The sequence below is a fragment of the Laspinema palackyanum D2c genome (genome assembly GCF_025370875.1).
GTDB classification, from domain to species: domain Bacteria; phylum Cyanobacteriota; class Cyanobacteriia; order Cyanobacteriales; family Laspinemataceae; genus Laspinema; species Laspinema palackyanum.
In genome coordinates, this window is the sequence record NZ_JAMXFD010000015.1 from 23,225 (window position 1) to 39,584 (window position 16,360).

A 16,360-nucleotide genomic window follows, 5' to 3' on the forward strand; every position below is an offset into this window, starting at 1 on the left:
ATTGCCTACCCCTAATTTTTGGGGGAAATTTTGAGGGAATGATACCCCCTCTGGTTTTCAATCGAGGGTACGAATCACTCGACAGGGGTTTCCCGCAGCAACGACCCTCGGGGGGAGATTTCGCGTCACCACACTCCCTGCGCCAATGGTAGAGCCCTCTCCAATGGTAACCCCCGGGCAGATAATCGCACCTCCGCCAATCCAAACATCGCTACCGATTTCCACCGGCAATGCCGACTCCCATCCGTCTGTGCGATCCGTGGGATTGAGTGGATGAGTGGCGGTGTAGATTTGCACCTTGGGTCCAATCAGGACGCGATCGCCCAGTCGGACTGTATTGCAGTCGAGAATGACGCAATCATAGTTGATAAACAGACGCTCCCCTGCCAAAATATTAAAACCGTAGTCGCATCGAAACGGAGGTTTCACTTCAGAACCGGGTCCAATTTCCCCAAACAGTTCTTGGATGAGAGATTGTCGTGCTGTGGTGGCATCCGGAACGGAGAGATTGAAAGTATGTAAGATGCGCTGCGATCGCACCAGCAACTCTACAAGTTCTGGATCGGTTGCCAGATAAAGCTCTCCTGCGAGCATTCTTTGGCGCATCGATTTCTCGGCGTTCGATTGATTCATGGGTTATTTACGTTATCTCAAGGAGGCGATCGCACTCGCGGAAGTAATCACCCGACTACAATGAGTCAGTATCTTTGTCTTCAAAAAGGATAGCCTGCTCAGGTACATGACAATTATGCAATATTTTCTTAAGATGCTCACCAATGGCATGGGGTGATATCAGGCGATCGCATCAGGGTTCAATTTCCCAAGGCTTATAATTTTGGATAGTAATCCAATCAGGGTAAGTTGACTGATTGTAGACGATCTCCCTGAGTCAGCGCCCGCTCAACTTGGCGATCGGGTGTGAAAAATTTTTCTGTTGATCTCTGGGGATTCTCGGATTTCCCAACTCTGATCCCGTGGCAGTTTTACAGCGGTTTTGAACGGAAAGGCAGGGAGATTTTCAAAATCATCTGGGGAGTTAACGGGGTCTGTAATCATAACAGGTTGATGAATCCGATCTCAACCAGATTTCCCGGCATTAGCGATCGCCGCCTATCAACATCACCGGGAGTTGATGGAATTAACGGTTCCTATCCGGTTACATCCCTCTAAAGAGGTAATTCTTGTTCCATTGCCTCGGATGCAGTCCTCGTAGTGATGCGCTTTCCAATGCGATCGCGGATTGCCCCTCTTCCTCTAGTCTTAGAAAATCCGGCACTTTTACCCTAGAGTAATTTTACAAGAATGGATTCGGCAAATTTATGATAAAATAATCGGAAAATCATAATCTCAAGCCAAATGAAGCATGAACCAACTCTCCTATACTTCCGGCATAGACCTGGTGCAGTTATTCCCAATTTTGTCAATTTTTCGGAAGCTTAGAAAAACTAGGGGGCTTTATATTTAAAGGGGGTTTGTGAAAATATCTATTAATCAGTCGAAAATACAAATCAGGTTAAGAATAATCTTAGACCTGTAAGATTGAGTATCTTTAGGTTCCTAAATTACAACTAGCCAGTCGGTCACCCTTTCGACTTTCGTAACTCTTAAATTTGTCACATAAAAAACAGCAATGAGCAAACCCTCTAGGCGAAACATTTGGTCGCGAATCAATAATTATAAACTTTTACGCTATTTGCTCTTATTAACTTTAGGCTGGGCAATTATTCAAGTATTAGGGTACTTTCAAACCGTGATCGTAATTTTTATTTTTGCGGCTATTTTAGCGTTTTTGCTGAATTATCCCGTGAAATGGATTCAGCGATGGGTTCCTCATAATATTGCAGTGATTATAGTTTTTTTATCCAGTCTCCTCATATTTGGGGGACTGACTATTACCCTAGGGGTAGCTGTCTTATCCCAAGGTCAACAATTACTGGAACAATCTCCTGAAATTCTCCAGGGTGTTTTGGATTTATTAGACTATATTCAAGAGGTATTAGCTCGACGGAATTTAGCATTAGATTTAACAGCCATTGAAGACCGTCTGCGAGAGGAAGCCTTGGCGGGAATTGGGGTAGGTTTAATGACGGTTCAAAAAATATTAGCTAACTTGATAGATTTAATTTTAATAGCAGTGGTTGCATTTTTCATGCTTTTAGATGGTAAACAAATTTGGAACTTATTTCTAAAACTCTTTCCCTCTCATTTGCGAACGGACGTTACCCGCTCTATTCAGAAAAATTTTCTGGGATTTTTTTGGGGCCGGTTAATCTTATCGGTATTTTTTGCAGTGTCTTGTTTTGTGGTGTTTGTCATCCTTGATATTCCTTATGCTTTAATGTTGGCCGCAGTCGGAGGACTTTTTGATTTAATTCCCGGAATTGGTGCGACTTTAGGAATTAGTTTAATTTCTCTAATTTTATTACCCCAAGGTATTTGGATCAGTCTCAAGGTATTGGTGACTTGTATTTTACTTCAGCAGGTTGAAGAAAATCTATTGATGCCACGAATCATGAAAGATTCTATTAACGTCAACCCAGTTATTATGTTTTTAGCTTTATTAATTGGGGCAAAAATTGCGGGTTTAATGGGAATATTTTTGGCGATTCCTATTAGTGGAGTATTAATTAATTTGGGAGAGATTGATGAAATGAAGGGAGACCAATAAATTAAAAGTTTAAAATAATTACCGACAAGAATTTCTATCGGAATTTAAAAAATAACCGAGCTTTATAGCCCGGTTAAATACAATTTAATAAGCAACAATTGAGTGCTTATAGCAAGGGACGGATTCTTTCTCGATAGGTGGCTCCATCTAAACCCATTCCTTGATTAGCCTGACCCGCAGGAATCATTTGTTCGAGTGCCGCAATCCGATCGCTACTGGCCGGGTGGGTACTTAAAAAGGTCGGTGGAGAGGGTTTGCCGAGGAGTTTTTCAAAAAATTGAACCAGACCCCCAGGGGCGTAACCTGTGTTCATGAGAATGGCTAAGGCCCCGCGATCGGCCTCATATTCATGTTGGCGACTCCGGGGCCGACGCAGGGCTAATTCTACCCCAATTTGTACCGCAATATTGCTATCTATACCAGCAGCACCGGCTAACCCTCGGGCAATGATTAACTCGCGCATTTGCCGAATGGAATGTTTGTGGACAATGTGGCCAATTTCATGACCCATTACCCCAGCTAATTGAGCTTCATTATCCATAGCTTGGAGGAGCCCTGTGGTAACATAAACAAAACCGCCCATTGTGGCAAAAGCATTAATGCTGTCATCCTGAACCACTTGAAAGGTGTAGGGAAGATTGGGCCGATCGCTTTGAGCCACTAACCGATCGCCTACCTCCCGAACATAGTTATTAATTTGAGTATTTCCGTATCGCCTAAATTGACTACTGAGAATTTGTTGGTTGATTTGTTGACCGAGGGCAACTTCCTGGGCATCGGACATGGTACTTAGCTGGAGCACCTCAAGTCCGGGCCCAATTAACCTCCGGGCGCTAAATGCCGAACTCGGATAGGATGAACTGACGACTAAGGCGATCGCCATAATCCCAGAAATGAGCGGGTAAATCCAGCGACGATGAACTCGATGAAACATCCAAGCGTAAGGGTTGAACATAATAAATGTGAGAATTGATTGAACAAATAGGACTGATATTTAATTGAGGTCAGGTCTTTTAACCGCGATCTCAATGCTCCGAAAACTGAGATATCCCCTCGTCTAATCATAGGGGCAATTCATATACTGCTCTATCTACAGATGGGGTTCCATCTTAAAAGATTCGGCGTAAGTCCTCTGTGGGATCTTTTAAGACTCAACCAAAGACCCTGATATTTTCAGGACTTCTGGACTATTTACAGCCGGTTGATTCAGTCTAATTTCAGCATAAGCGATCGCCTCCCTCCTCATCCATTGACGAATCTGTACAGTAGCAAGTTGCCATTGACAATCCCTCAGAATCCTCCTCGGGGGTTTGTAGAACTCAACGGTAGGGATCCGATCAAGAGGACGGTGACTTGGAAGAGGCCCAAACCTGGTTACTCACAGAGGAGAGGGGTAGCCAAAATTGCGATCGCCGCAAGATTAACAAGTCTCTTCAAAAACTCCCACAGGTTGGACTAATAAGGTAATACAGTGAATGCCGACAATGCGAACAGGTTCTCCGGGTCCGATGACAATTTCGCGATCGCACCGCGCGGGCCAATAACTACCTCTAAAATGGACTCTCCCAGTGATATAGGGGCCTCGAATGATCTCATCCACAATGCCAATTTCTCCCGGTTTGCCGAGAGTATATTTTAAGTTGGGGTCTCGATATTCTTTGAGTAGGGAGGGATCGGGAGCAAACAGGCTGTTTAAAAAACGGAACATGGGATCTCAGTTGAACGCGACAATCCCACCCTAAAAGGCTTGCTAATTTTTTGGGAATGCTCTGGTGTCACTCCCGGAATTGGTTGCTGGATCCGGATGTTTTGGGGCGATCGCATCCGGTTTAATCCCAAATCCGAGTCAACTCTTGGAGAGGGACTTGTGCATTTCCCCAACTGCCACATTGCACAGAAGGCGATCGCACTCTTACTCCTCGACACATCCTTCAATATTACGGGCCGCTGCGCCGGACTGCTGAACAATCACGGGACAATCATCCCGAGTCTGCCAAAATCGATCCAGGGTGTAATGAAGGACGATGGACCAAAATAACACCACAAATGCCAGCAAACCCAACTGTTCAGGGGAGATAAACCGTCGTAGAGGTTCTGACTGTAGCTTCTTGTCGTCCATAATACCTCCTAGTTTGGGTCATCGGCGATCGCACTGCACCTGTTGGGTTCATTCCAGGAGAATAGAGCGCTCAATGGAAATCGAACGCTTGGGTGAAAAATTCCCCTATTCCATATTTTATGCTAATTTTCCAAATTTGCGGTCTAAAAATCCTCTCGTTCACCGACTAAAATTTAACGATTTTTTCGATAGAATCCGCCCCGGTTTAGGGGATGGCTTCAGGGTTTAAATCCTAGAATGGATGAGGCGTTGACGGTACAGAGCATGGCATGAAACCGAATCGATTCGACCGGATGGGAACCCGTTGGTCAAATCAGTCCCCGAATAACAGAGTATAAAATAACCTGAAGCGTTCCCTATTTTCCCATTTTCATCAGACTACCATCACTGCACCTGATTGTGCAGGGAAGATGTTTTTAATGACGAGACTAATCCCGCATTAGAAACATCTTCCCCGGTCATGTGGGGAAGTCGCTTACTTTGCCCCTTAAGTTGACTGAAAATCTGGGACCAATTTAACGTTATCACTCTAGGTAATAATACACAAAATGTTACGTTAAATAAGGTCAAAAGCATAAATTCAAACCAGTTTGATAGCACCATAAAACTCTCCTGACTAAGGCTGATGAGATAGTGAGCTTAATTATAAACCCTAGCTTAGGTGAAACGACGAAATTTGAGCACTTGCAGTAATTGGAATTTCTTGTAGTTTCTATAAAAGATTCTCAAGATAAGATTGATTACGGACGAAATTTTCTTCCAGAGTAAGTTTCTATACAGAGCAATCGTTTCAGGGTTTTGATGATTTTTTGGACATCTTGGGTTATAATCTAAATTGGTAGTCCCGTGCCTCCTCCCCTGATGTCGGAATCGGAGTGGAGAGGGAAAAGTGCAGTCTGTCTAACTCCTTATAAAACTTTTCAAATTAAGTATAAACAACCAGGGTTTTTTCTGGCCTCTACTCCCCTAGAATAGTGAGGAATCGCTCAAAGATTAGGGTTTTCCAAGGAATGGCACAGTGAAGGGGAGTGAGTGTCGGGAAGCCAAATGGAAAACCCATCCAAAATACACAGCAAGGTCTGCGTAAATCTGTCTTGCTGTGTATTTTGGATTATTATAAAGAGAGGGCTATTATCGACCGGCGGCAACGCTGGAAATCTTCTTGAGTAGTTCCAGGGACTGACGACAGGCTTCGGCACACTTTTTACAATGTGCGTCGTCATGGCTTGCACATTCTTTCGCACAAGCTTCGCAGATATCGATGCAGGCGCGAGAGACTTGTTCAACGAAGTTAGAACCTCGACTCATAAAACCGGCAAGGGTCCAGCACATTTGAGAGCAATCTCGGCATAAGCGCGCGCAATCAGGCATATCGCCAATACATTCGTCGGCACAATGCTCGCACTGAATAGCACAATTAACGATCGCATCTATAGTGGATTGATTAATTTGATGAGGCATGAAAATTTTCCTCCTTTGTTTCCGATGAAGTTCTAGCCTCTACATTAATCGTTGCAGGATGGCCTGATCATCTATCTAAAGTGTGAAGTACATTGTATTTCTTTTGCAGGAGGGGAATTTCATTTCAGTTTCATTTTTATATGATAATCTCAAATATTGTTGTTTTTATCCGGCAAAACCAAAATAAAAATTAGATGTTTTAACTTGTATTTGTTGATAAAAATTAAAATAAAAACTTATTTTTTAAAAACTAGAAGGCGGTTATCTATCAATGGTTAGGCCAAGAAAAATGAAAAATAAGCCTTGCAGAACGGGAATTTCCTGCTTTATAGTATCATGGACAGGGAGAGATAAGGGTTGGTAAATATGAAGGTACTCTTAGTAGAAGATGAACCCGATTTAGGGGCAGCGATTAAACGGACCCTAGAGCGGGAAGCTTATGTGGTAGACTGGGCCAAGGATGGCACCGAGGGTTATGAGTATATTGAGAGTTATCGCTTGCAACCCGTAGAAACACCCTATACCCTGGCGATATTTGATTGGTTGTTACCGGCATTATCGGGGATAGAATTGTGTAAGCGCCTGCGGGCTTCGGGCAGTGCTTTACCTGTGCTAATGCTGACCGCAAAAGATAGCATGGAAGATAAAGTGGCTGGGTTAGATGCCGGGGCGGATGATTATTTAGTTAAACCCTTTGGGATGGCGGAATTATTGGCAAGATTGAGGGCATTACAGCGGCGATCGCCTCAATTGCAACCCCAGCAGATACAGGTGGGAAATCTGACTCTCGATTATGGGACTCGTACCCTCTATTGTAATCAGGAAACCGGGGAATCTGTGGCTATTGCAATGACCAATAAAGAGTTTCAGTTATTAGAATATTTGATGCGTCATCCCCAGCAAATTATTACCCGCGATCGCATCTTGGATCGGCTGTGGGAATTGGGGTCAGAACCCGGAAGCAATGTAGTCGCTGCCCAAATGCGCCTGCTGCGTCGCAAACTCGCCGAACAGGGTTACGATCGCCTCATAGAAACGGTTTATGGATTGGGATATCGCTTCAAAACTGAAGAATAAACCAACCGGGGAGTAAAACAGCATGAATCACAATCAACTTTTTCGACAAACTCGCTTACAACTGACTTGTTGGTATGCTGGAGTCATGGGGGTGATTTTGGGATTATGTGGGTGGGGAATGTATGAGGCGATCGCCCATGCCCATTGGATGACCCTTGATCGCGAATTAGAATCCGTTGCGGGAACTCTCCATGATAGTTTGGAACCTGTATTGCAAGAACCGGCACAATTAGAACCAGAAGTGGGCCGATTATTGCCGGATTTATGCACTCAAAATGAGCAGTGTTGGAATAGAAAATTTAATCCCGAACGACACGCGATCGGGGCGCTTCATCAAGGGTATTATTACGTCCGATTACTGGATTTAACCGGCAATTTAATCGCCGTAGCCGGAGTCAGTTCCGATGGATTACCCGAGATAGAAAGTGCAGAAACATGGCACACCCTCACTGATAGCCAAGGGACTCGATTTCATCAAATTTCTGTAGTCTTACATACGGAAGATGGCGGAGATTGGGGCAGTCTGCAAGTTGGGAGAAGTTTGAAAGAATTTGATGACTATTTAGGGGCAGTTAAAGTGATGATGTTAATCGGATTGCCCATTGCTTTGTTAGGGGTGGGCGCTGCCAGTTGGGGATTGGCGGGAGTTGCCATGCAGCCGATTTATCAGTCTTATCATCAAATACAACAATTTACCGCCGATGCGGCCCATGAATTGCGAACGCCCTTAGCAGCAATTCGAGCCACGGTCGAATCAAATTTAAGAGTGGACAGCCCTAATTTTGAGGACATTATGGACACCTTAAAAACCGTTGATCGCCAAAATTTGCGCCTCTCTCAAATCGTGAATGATTTGTTATTATTATCCCGAATGGACCAACAAGAACGGCCCGTGAAATCCTCTCCTTGCTGTCTCAAGGATGTGATTAGCGATGTGGAAGAAGAAATCGCAGCCTTGGCGATCGCCTCGGAAGTCAAGCTCACTACCGAGGTTCGAGTCCAGCAAGCAGTTTGGGTGAAAGGGAATGAAGAAGAACTCTATCGACTCCTGTTTAATTTAGTCAGTAACGGCATTCATTATACTCCGGCAGGAGGTGAAGTTACTCTAATTTTAGATGCCAGCGATCGCCATGCGATTATTCAAGTCAAAGATACAGGAATTGGAATTCATCCTCAAGATTTAACCCGAATTTTTGACCGTTTTTATCGGGTTAATAGTGACCGCGCCCGCCATACAGGAGGTTCGGGTTTGGGACTCGCTATTGCTAAGGCGATCGCCAAAACCCATCACGGCAATATCCAGGTGCAAAGCGAATTAAGTCAAGGGAGTTTATTTACCGTGCGACTGCCCATTTTAGAATCAGTATAGCCGTAACCCGGGACAAAAAACCTGGTTTCTTGACCAGAAGAGTTGCTACCGTTGCCGAGAATTATTGAAAGAACCCGGGTTTCTAACCTTTCTTGTACCGACGCCCTAAAATTAAATTCAATTTCATCCTTATTTCATTTTCCCATGTCAAACTCGGCGGTGAGGTTTGATTCACCCTTACGAGATCCAGACTAATCATGCGATCGCCTAATTACTCTAACCTAACCCCGACCTTACTGGCTGCTATCCTGCTCGTGATGACGCCTGCGGCAGTTTTAGCGCATCCTGGACATGGAAATGAGTTTGAAGGGGGTGGGGATGCCAGTCACGCACCGACGGGGGGAATTGAAGTTGATTCTCAAACCCTTGAACGCATGGGAATTATCGTTGAACCCGTGCAACAAGCGGTGATGGAAGCGGGAATCAAAGTCACGGGACAAATTGAAACATTACCCAATGAAACCGTCGAGGTAACTGCACCGATCGCCGGTAAAATTATTCAATTATTAGTGGAACCAGGAGATGCAGTTCAAGAGGGAGATGCTGTGGCAATTTTGTCCAGCCCAGAATTAGCAGCCTTGCGAGTCGATGCACTCCAAAAACAGGCAGAAGCCGAATCTAATTTCAAGCAATCTGAGGCAAATTGGCAATTAGCTCAACAAAATTATCAACGGCAAGTGACCATTGCTGATGCAGAAATTGCCCAAGCGGAACAGCAAGTGGCAACGGCTCAATCTCGCTATGAACGGGACCGGAATTTGGTCGAGGAACGAGGGGTATTAACCGCCGCCGAAGAAGGGTATCGCCGCCAAGTGGAATTAGCGGAATCAGAAATTGCCGCAGCGCAGAAACAAGTAGAAATTGCTCAGTCTCGCTATGAACGCGATCGGCAGTTAGTCGAGGAAGGCGGAGTGCTATCCGTTGCCCGAGAAAACTATCAGCGTCAAATGGAACTGGCAGAAGCCGAAATTTCCCAAGCCGAAACGGAATTAGTCGTTGCTCAGGAACGCTTTGAACGGGATCAGGAATTAGTCGAACAAGGGGCAATTCCGCGCCGTCAAATGCTGGATTCTGAAGCCCAGTTTGCAGCAGCAAAAGCCGCCGTGAAACGCGCACAAAGTCGGTTAGGGCAACTACAAGCGGAATCTGAAGTGAAACGGGCCGAAATTGATTTACCGTTAAGAGACTTGCGGGAATCAGAAGAATTATTAGCGCGATCGCAAAGTGAATTAGCCCGCGCTCAAAGCCGCTTAGGACAACTGGAAGCCCAAGCCGAGGTGAAACGGGCTGAAGTAGATTTACCGTTAAGAGATTTGCGGGAATCGGAAGATTTATTAGCTCAAGCCAAAGGGCAACTGACTCGGGCGAGAAGTCGCCAAGGGGTGATTGCAGCAGAAGCCGAATTAAAACGCGCTGATGCCGAATTACAAGGGGCAAAATCTCAATTAAATTTAAGCGATCGCACCTATCAAACTCGGTTAAAGCAGTTAAATATTACCCCGGATGAACAGGGAACCGTGACGATAAATTCTCCGATTACTGGCGTAGTCGCGCACCGAGATATCACCCCGGGTCAATCGGTAGATGCAGCCGGAACGACTTTAATGAAAATTCAAAATCAGGTGCGAGTGGGTGCCATAGCAAATTTGTATGAAAAAGATTTACAACAAGTCAAAATCGGCCAAAAAGTCAATATCAAAGTAGCGAGTTTTCCCAATCGCATTTTTACCGGCAGAATTAATTATATTGCCCCCGATGTCCAAGGAGAAACCCGAGTGATTCCCGTGAGGGCAGAAGTCGATAATGTCGGAGGAGAATTAAAACCGGGGATGTTTGCTGAGTTAGAAATTGCTACGGATAGAACCAGCGAAGGGGTGACCAGTATTCCCGAAAGTGCCATTGTAGAGGTTAATAATTTGCCGGTGGTTTATGTCCAAAATGGGCAGCAATTTCAGGCGGTTGAGGTGAAACTTGGACCACAATTTGGAGAGCGAATTGAGGTCAAAGGGGGATTATTTGCAGGCGATCGCATTGTTACCGAAGGGGCGATGCAACTCTACGCCCAATCCCTCCGAGGTGGCAGTCATAGCAGCAATGAACACCCGGAAGAAACCGAGGGAAACCAGGTGAATGCGGCAGGGTTCATGCAGTGGGTATGGCTACCTCTAGCAGGGGCGATCGCAGGGGTGGCATTTTGGTTAGGACGGCGCAGTAAACCGCTAAATAAATCAACCGCGCCCTATCCGACTTTTTCCTCAGAAAAAGGTGAATTTTCTGAAACAGCTAGGGGTGAATTTTGTGAATTGCCCGTTTTAGTCAACAATCATCATCATCAGGAGTAAATTCCCCGGCGATCGCCCTGCTAACTAACGCCCCTCTTGACCTCCAGATACTCGATTAAGAAAGGGTTCAGTGAGGTCTAGTTTATTCAACTCTCTCTACATCGAACCAAAGCGAATTTTCCCCTCAGCGAAAGAAATGACCCCATGACACTGTTCTAGGAAGTCCATTCCCAGAATACCCCTCCACTGACTACGCTTCGGTGGGTCTAAAGCCAGGACGGGGAAATTTGGTTTTGTATGGTATTGATATCTCAACCAGGGAACTTGAAACACCGGAATTCTATTTTCGATGCCACTACCCGTAAGGATGGGAACATACTTGATAGGATTAGAGAGATCGCACCCGACCGTTTCAAGTATCTTGGGAGATAATGAGGTAAAAGTTGCTCCACAATCTACCAATAAAGGTGCTGTGACAGAGGTTCCTCCTCTCCGGTTAACACTTACTTTGACTCTAATCAAGAGGTAATTAACTTTCCAGTTCGGGTTGATTAAGCCTGGATAGGGTAGGCGCTCTAACTGATAAACTAGATCATTACTCACATCATCACCCCTGCATGATCGGGAATAAATGGTCCTGTATATTCGATCGCCAGAGGTTGGTTTCGGAATTCAAGGAGGCGATTCTCAATCTCATCACAATCCGGGGAATGCGCTAACAGTTCCCCGGATTGTACCGACTGATCGCGATTGAGCCTTTTGTAGGCAATCAACACCCACTCTTGGGGGTAACGGCGTTTAATCTCTTCCATGCTTAACAGTTCCCCACCCCCCTCTGTTTTGGCATTCGTCGGGGATGAGATATCCGGATCACTGGCATTAACTGCTGCTTTTATGGGGTTTTCCATTGTTGTTACTGCTCCCGGTTGAGTTATAATTTCCCTATTTTAGCAAAATTTCATCGTGATTTCATCTTTTCATGTCACCCTGAAATTACAGCCAAACTCTTAACTCCCCCCCTTCCTAATCCATGCTTAATGGTATTCTAAAATGGTCGATCGCCCAGCGGTGGTTAGTCGTGATTGGAGCGATAATTATCACAATTTTGGGCATTCATACCATTTCCCAAATGCCCTTAGATGTGTTCCCAAACTTTGCTCCTCCCCAAGTGGAAATTCAAACAGAAGCCCCCGGATTGGCCCCGGAAGAGGTGGAATCTTTGGTCACCTATCCCATTGAAAGTGCCATTAATGGCACTCCGGGATTGGAAACGGTGCGATCGTCTTCTGGAGTTGGGTTATCTGTCGTTAAAGTTATTTTTAAATGGGGGACTGATGAGTATCAAGCGCGACAATTAGTCACCGAAAGATTGCAGCAAGCAGCCAGTCAATTACCCCAAGGGGTGGAAACGCCACAAATTTCTCCCATGTCTTCTCCAATTGGGACAATTATTCAATATGCCTTTACGGTGACGGGAGAGGGAGAAACGACCTTAATGGAGTTAAGACAATGGGTCGATCGCGATATTATTAATCGGTTACTGGCCGTCCGAGGGGTGACTCAAGCCATTGCCTATGGCGGCGATGTTCGTCAATATCAGGTTTTAGCAGATCCAGTAAAATTACAGGCTTATAATATTTCTTTAACTGAAGTTAGAGAGGCAGCGGAAGCAGCGAATACCAATGCTGCCGGTGGTTTTTTACAAAGTCCGGACCGGGAATTAATTATCCGAGGAATTGGCCGGATTGAATCCATAGAAGATTTACAAAAATCTGTGGTAACTGCGCGCAATGGGACACCAATTTTGTTAGAAGATGTGGCAGAGGTGAAAATTGGGGCGGCCTTGAAACGGGGGGATGGGAGTGTGAATGGACAATCTGCCGTGGTGGTGGTGGTGAATAAGCAACCCCTGGCTGATACTCCCACGGTAACGAAAGCAGTGGAGGCGGCGATCGCAGAACTACAGCCGAGTTTACCCCCCGATGTCAAGGTAATGGTCACCTTTCGGCAATCGGACTTTATTGATGCTTCGATTGAAAATGTTCGCAATTCCCTCAGAGATGGAATTATCATCGTTTCGGTTATTCTGTTTCTGTTCTTAATGAATTGGCGTACTGCCATCATTACCCTGAGTGCCATTCCCTTATCCCTAATTATTGGATTAATGGTGATGAATCTCTTCGGTCAAGCCATTAATACCATGACCCTGGGGGGACTGGCTGTAGCCATTGGGTCGGTGGTAGATGACTCGATTGTAGATATGGAAAACTGCTACCGAGGATTACGAAAAAACCAAGCCGCAGGGAATCCCATTCCTCCGCTTCAAGTCGTTTATGATACCTCCGTAGAAGTCCGCGTGAGTGTGCTATTTTCTACGGTAATTATTGGGGTAGTATTTGCTCCAATTTTTACATTAACGGGAGTTGAAGGCAGAATTTTTGCCCCAATGGGAGTGGCCTATTTAGTCTCAATTTTCGCCTCTACCTTTGTGGCATTGACCCTATCTCCGGCCTTATGTGCCTTCTTATTAGCCTCTCAATCCTTACCGGAGGAAGAAACCTGGGTTTCACGGGTTGCAGAACGGCTGTATCGGCCTTTATTGCGAATTTCGATTCAATGGCCCAGTCTTATTTTAGGGATAGCTACGGCTGCATTTATTGCTTCTTTGATTGTCTTGCCCTCCTTGGGACGAGTGTTTTTACCGGAGTTTCAGGAACGGTCTTTAGTGAATGCAATGGTACTCTATCCGGGCGTGTCTTTAGAAATGACAAATCGGGCGGGGTTAGCGATGCAAGATGCCCTGAAAGATGACCCGCGTTTTAGTTGGGTACAGTTGCGATCGGGACGAGCACCGGGAGATTCTGATGCTGGGGGGGTAACTTTGGGACATTTGGATATTGAGTTGAGTGATATAGGGATACAAGATCGGGAAGAGGCGATCGCAAAATTACGGGAAGAATTCGACAAATTACCGGGGGTTGCCCCCAGTATTGGCGGATTTATCTCTCACAGAATGGATGAAGTCCTCTCTGGGGTGAGAAGTGCGATCGCCGTCAAAGTCTTCGGTCCTGAACTCCCGGAACTCCGCATTCTCGGGGCGCAAGTCCGCGATATTATGCGCGATATTCCTGGGGTGGTAGACTTGCAACTCGAACCCCAAGTCCCCATCCGTCAGGTGCAAATTCACTTCGATCGCCCTGCTGCTGCCCGCTATGGATTAACCGTGGGTGACTTGTCAGACACGCTGGAAACTGCCCTGAATGGACGGGTGGTTTCCCAAGTCCTAGAACAACAACAATTGTTCGATTTTGTCGTCTGGTTAAAAGAAGATTTTCGCAACAATTTAGAGACCATTCGCAACTTATTAGTGGATACCCCTAATGGGACAAAAATTCCCCTCGCCCAAGTCGCCCGGATTGATTATGGCACGGGTCCTAATACCATTAACCGGGAAAATGTCTCCCGCTTGATTGTGGTTTCGGCCAATGTTTCCGGGAGAGATTTAGGTAGTATCGTGGATGAAATTCGGGAAAAAGTTCGCGAATCGGTGCAACTTCCGGCAGGATATTTTATCCAATATGGAGGACAATTTGAATCGGAACAACGAGCGAGCCAAAATTTACTAATTTTTGGGTCATTAGCCTTGATTGTGATTGCGGTTTTAATGTATTTTGCCGTTAAATCTCTAGCCAGTACGGTGATGATTATGCTCAATCTGCCCTTAGCGATTACCGGCGGCATTTTTTCCGTTGCCTTGGGGGGTGGCGTTCTCTCTGTCGCTTCGATGGTGGGATTTATTACCTTGTTTGGGGTTGCCACTCGCAATGGGCTGTTATTGGTGGATAATTATAATTCTAAACTCGCTGAAGGAATGCCGCTCAAATCCGTAATTTTTCAGGGGTCAATGGAACGGTTAACGGCGATTTTAATGACCGCTTTAACTTCGGCTTTAGGGATGTTACCCTTGGCGATCGGAACTGGGGCCGGGAAGGAGATTTTACAACCCTTGGCGGTGGTTGTCTTGGGGGGATTATTTAGTTCGACCGCGTTAACCTTGTTAGTGATTCCGGCACTTTATTCCCAATTTGGTCGGAGGTTAAAGCCGAAAAAAGTTTCTATAGAGAATAGGGGGGAAAGATTTGATGATGAAGTAAAACCCCTTACAGATTCTTAAAATGTTGTCCAGAAGAGAATGTCATACTCAAGGAGAAATTAAAATGTGGCGATCGCTCAAATTAGGCTTTGTTGCTGTGGTGAGTCTGGGATTAATCGGATTAACTGCTTGTGGAACCGGAGAACCGGACTCGAATGTGCGACAAAGTGCGACGGAAACTCCCACGGAAACGGCAGTAGCACCCACGGCAACGACCCCAGCGCAACAACCCACCCAAGGGGGACAGGTGATTGAAGTGGGTCCGTATCATTTAGAGTTAGTGGCGTTACCGGAACCCGGAGGAGTGCATTTAGATTTTTATCTGCAAACGGGAGATACTCACGCCGCGATTCCCGGTGCAACGGTTACCGCGCAGGTGGAAACGCCGACTGGGGAACAACGAACCCTAGAACTACCGTATGACGAACCGGGGGAACATTATGCCGCTTTTTTGCCGACGGAAGTATCCGGGGAGTATAAGGTGGCAATTCTCACGGATATTCAGGGGGAAAAAGTTAATGGGCGGTTTACGTTCAATTGGGAATAGGGAGAATCCTCTGGTTATGACTCTGCCTCTGCCCTAGGAAATGTAGGGGCGATTCGCTTTCTCGCGCCTAGATTGAGTTAATAAAGCCCATAAAAAAGCTCAGATATTGAATATCTGAGCTTTTTCAGGTTAAGCTATGAGACGAAAAGGTTTCGTCTTATGGGTTTCCAGAAAAAAACTCTCCGATGTTGACTAGAGGATTAGAGCACCGAAGGTTTCAGTGCTTGTACTCTTATCATTCGGGAGATTTCATCGTTTGGAGTTCCACTAATCTTGCTTAGTAGCCTTTCGAGAAGTTGTTGCGACGGCCACCGCGACCACCGCCGCCACCGCCGCCCCCAAAGGAGCCTCGGTCTTCACGGGGTTTAGCCTTGTTGACTTTCATATCGCGACCCATCCACTCAGCCCCATCCAGGGCTTCAATCGCAGCGGTTTCTTCAGTTTCAGTGGACATTTCCACAAAGGCAAAGCCGCGCACACGACCCGTTTCCCGGTCGGTGGGCAGATTCACGCGCTTAACAGAGCCGTATTCTGCGAATACGGCGCTCAGATCTTCTTGGGTAACTTCATAAGAAAGATTACCAACGTAAATAGACATGGACTAACTCCAAAATTCAACGGATGTAGAGGTCAAGTTTTCGGAGAGAAGCCTGTCCAGACGAAAGGGAGAAATACCTATCAATA

General features: G+C 45.8%; 14 protein-coding genes. 6 read left to right on the forward strand and 8 right to left on the reverse strand.

Annotated elements, in window-relative coordinates:
- Nucleotides 1-57: 57 nt before the first annotated feature.
- On the reverse strand, nt 58-633 hold the full coding sequence (locus tag NG795_RS17245) for a sugar O-acetyltransferase (RefSeq protein ID WP_367289880.1): 576 nt from the start codon (nt 631-633) through the stop codon (nt 58-60).
- Nucleotides 634-1,630: 997 nt separating this feature from the next.
- Between NG795_RS17245 and NG795_RS17250 the strand changes: the two genes are divergently transcribed.
- Entirely contained in the window at nt 1,631-2,668 is a 1,038-nt protein-coding gene (locus NG795_RS17250; RefSeq protein WP_367289881.1) for an AI-2E family transporter, read from the forward strand.
- Nucleotides 2,669-2,774: 106 nt separating this feature from the next.
- Here NG795_RS17250 and NG795_RS17255 read toward each other — a convergent pair whose 3' ends face one another.
- The 4 genes from NG795_RS17255 to NG795_RS17270 all read right to left on the reverse strand — a co-directional run bounded on the left by NG795_RS17255 (nt 2,775) and on the right by NG795_RS17270 (nt 6,248).
- Complete coding sequence (locus tag NG795_RS17255; RefSeq protein WP_367289882.1) at nt 2,775-3,623, reverse strand: M48 family metallopeptidase; 849 nt, start codon at nt 3,621-3,623, stop codon at nt 2,775-2,777.
- 465 nt (nt 3,624-4,088) lie between these two features.
- Nucleotides 4,089-4,376 (reverse strand): NfeD family protein, encoded by a 288-nt coding sequence (locus NG795_RS17260; protein WP_367289883.1) that lies wholly within the window; start codon nt 4,374-4,376, stop codon nt 4,089-4,091.
- 204 nt (nt 4,377-4,580) lie between these two features.
- Nucleotides 4,581-4,787 (reverse strand): hypothetical protein, encoded by a 207-nt coding sequence (locus tag NG795_RS17265; protein WP_367289884.1) that lies wholly within the window; start codon nt 4,785-4,787, stop codon nt 4,581-4,583.
- A 1,131-nt stretch (nt 4,788-5,918) separates the two neighbouring features.
- Complete coding sequence (locus NG795_RS17270) at nt 5,919-6,248, reverse strand: four-helix bundle copper-binding protein (protein WP_367289885.1); 330 nt, start codon at nt 6,246-6,248, stop codon at nt 5,919-5,921.
- Nucleotides 6,249-6,614: 366 nt separating this feature from the next.
- On the opposite strand from NG795_RS17270, the gene rppA reads away from it, so the two are divergent.
- The 3 genes from rppA to NG795_RS17285 all read left to right on the forward strand — a co-directional run bounded on the left by rppA (nt 6,615) and on the right by NG795_RS17285 (nt 11,036).
- Entirely contained in the window at nt 6,615-7,325 is a 711-nt protein-coding gene (gene rppA, locus NG795_RS17275) for a two-component system response regulator RppA (protein WP_367289886.1), read from the forward strand.
- A 22-nt stretch (nt 7,326-7,347) separates the two neighbouring features.
- Nucleotides 7,348-8,694: a two-component system sensor histidine kinase RppB gene (gene rppB, locus NG795_RS17280; RefSeq protein ID WP_367289887.1), complete on the forward strand. Its 1,347-nt coding sequence runs from the start codon at nt 7,348-7,350 to the stop codon at nt 8,692-8,694.
- A 197-nt stretch (nt 8,695-8,891) separates the two neighbouring features.
- Nucleotides 8,892-11,036 carry an efflux RND transporter periplasmic adaptor subunit gene (locus NG795_RS17285; protein ID WP_367289888.1) on the forward strand — a complete coding sequence of 715 codons (2,145 nt, stop codon included), beginning with the start codon at nt 8,892-8,894 and terminating at the stop codon, nt 11,034-11,036.
- 96 nt (nt 11,037-11,132) lie between these two features.
- Here the strand turns inward: NG795_RS17285 and NG795_RS17290 are convergent, their stop codons facing one another.
- Both NG795_RS17290 and NG795_RS17295 read right to left on the reverse strand, forming a co-directional pair.
- On the reverse strand, nt 11,133-11,579 hold the full coding sequence (locus NG795_RS17290) for a retroviral-like aspartic protease family protein (protein WP_367289889.1): 447 nt from the start codon (nt 11,577-11,579) through the stop codon (nt 11,133-11,135).
- The gene (locus NG795_RS17295; protein ID WP_367289890.1) at nt 11,576-11,884 is read right to left on the reverse strand and encodes a hypothetical protein; all 309 of its coding nucleotides are present in this window, start codon (nt 11,882-11,884) and stop codon (nt 11,576-11,578) included. The genes NG795_RS17290 and NG795_RS17295 overlap by 4 nt, the downstream gene beginning before the upstream one ends.
- Nucleotides 11,885-12,006: 122 nt before the next feature.
- On the opposite strand from NG795_RS17295, the gene NG795_RS17300 reads away from it, so the two are divergent.
- Both NG795_RS17300 and NG795_RS17305 read left to right on the forward strand, forming a co-directional pair.
- The gene (locus NG795_RS17300) at nt 12,007-15,150 is read left to right on the forward strand and encodes an efflux RND transporter permease subunit (protein ID WP_367289891.1); all 3,144 of its coding nucleotides are present in this window, start codon (nt 12,007-12,009) and stop codon (nt 15,148-15,150) included.
- Nucleotide 15,151: 1 nt separating this feature from the next.
- Complete coding sequence (locus NG795_RS17305; protein WP_367289892.1) at nt 15,152-15,676, forward strand: hypothetical protein; 525 nt, start codon at nt 15,152-15,154, stop codon at nt 15,674-15,676.
- A gap of 277 nt (nt 15,677-15,953) precedes the next feature.
- On the opposite strand, the gene rbp is transcribed toward NG795_RS17305, so the two are convergent.
- A complete protein-coding gene (rbp, locus tag NG795_RS17310) occupies nt 15,954-16,274 on the reverse strand; it encodes an RNA-binding regulator (RefSeq protein ID WP_254564389.1) in 321 nt (106 codons plus the stop codon).
- Nucleotides 16,275-16,360 lie beyond the last annotated feature (86 nt).

Coding starts and splice junctions, on each gene's coding strand:
- NG795_RS17265 (WP_367289884.1), bottom strand. CDS start 4,787: ATGGACGACAAGAAGCTACAGTCAGAACCTCTACGACGGTTTATCTCC.
- NG795_RS17300 (WP_367289891.1), top strand. CDS start 12,007: ATGCTTAATGGTATTCTAAAATGGTCGATCGCCCAGCGGTGGTTAGTC.
- NG795_RS17305 (WP_367289892.1), top strand. CDS start 15,152: ATGTTGTCCAGAAGAGAATGTCATACTCAAGGAGAAATTAAAATGTGG.
- rppB (WP_367289887.1), top strand. CDS start 7,348: ATGAATCACAATCAACTTTTTCGACAAACTCGCTTACAACTGACTTGT.
- NG795_RS17295 (WP_367289890.1), bottom strand. CDS start 11,884: ATGGAAAACCCCATAAAAGCAGCAGTTAATGCCAGTGATCCGGATATC.
- NG795_RS17255 (WP_367289882.1), bottom strand. CDS start 3,623: ATGTTCAACCCTTACGCTTGGATGTTTCATCGAGTTCATCGTCGCTGG.
- NG795_RS17250 (WP_367289881.1), top strand. CDS start 1,631: ATGAGCAAACCCTCTAGGCGAAACATTTGGTCGCGAATCAATAATTAT.
- NG795_RS17245 (WP_367289880.1), bottom strand. CDS start 633: ATGAATCAATCGAACGCCGAGAAATCGATGCGCCAAAGAATGCTCGCA.
- NG795_RS17285 (WP_367289888.1), top strand. CDS start 8,892: ATGCGATCGCCTAATTACTCTAACCTAACCCCGACCTTACTGGCTGCT.
- rbp (WP_254564389.1), bottom strand. CDS start 16,274: ATGTCTATTTACGTTGGTAATCTTTCTTATGAAGTTACCCAAGAAGAT.
- NG795_RS17270 (WP_367289885.1), bottom strand. CDS start 6,248: ATGCCTCATCAAATTAATCAATCCACTATAGATGCGATCGTTAATTGT.
- rppA (WP_367289886.1), top strand. CDS start 6,615: ATGAAGGTACTCTTAGTAGAAGATGAACCCGATTTAGGGGCAGCGATT.
- NG795_RS17260 (WP_367289883.1), bottom strand. CDS start 4,376: ATGTTCCGTTTTTTAAACAGCCTGTTTGCTCCCGATCCCTCCCTACTC.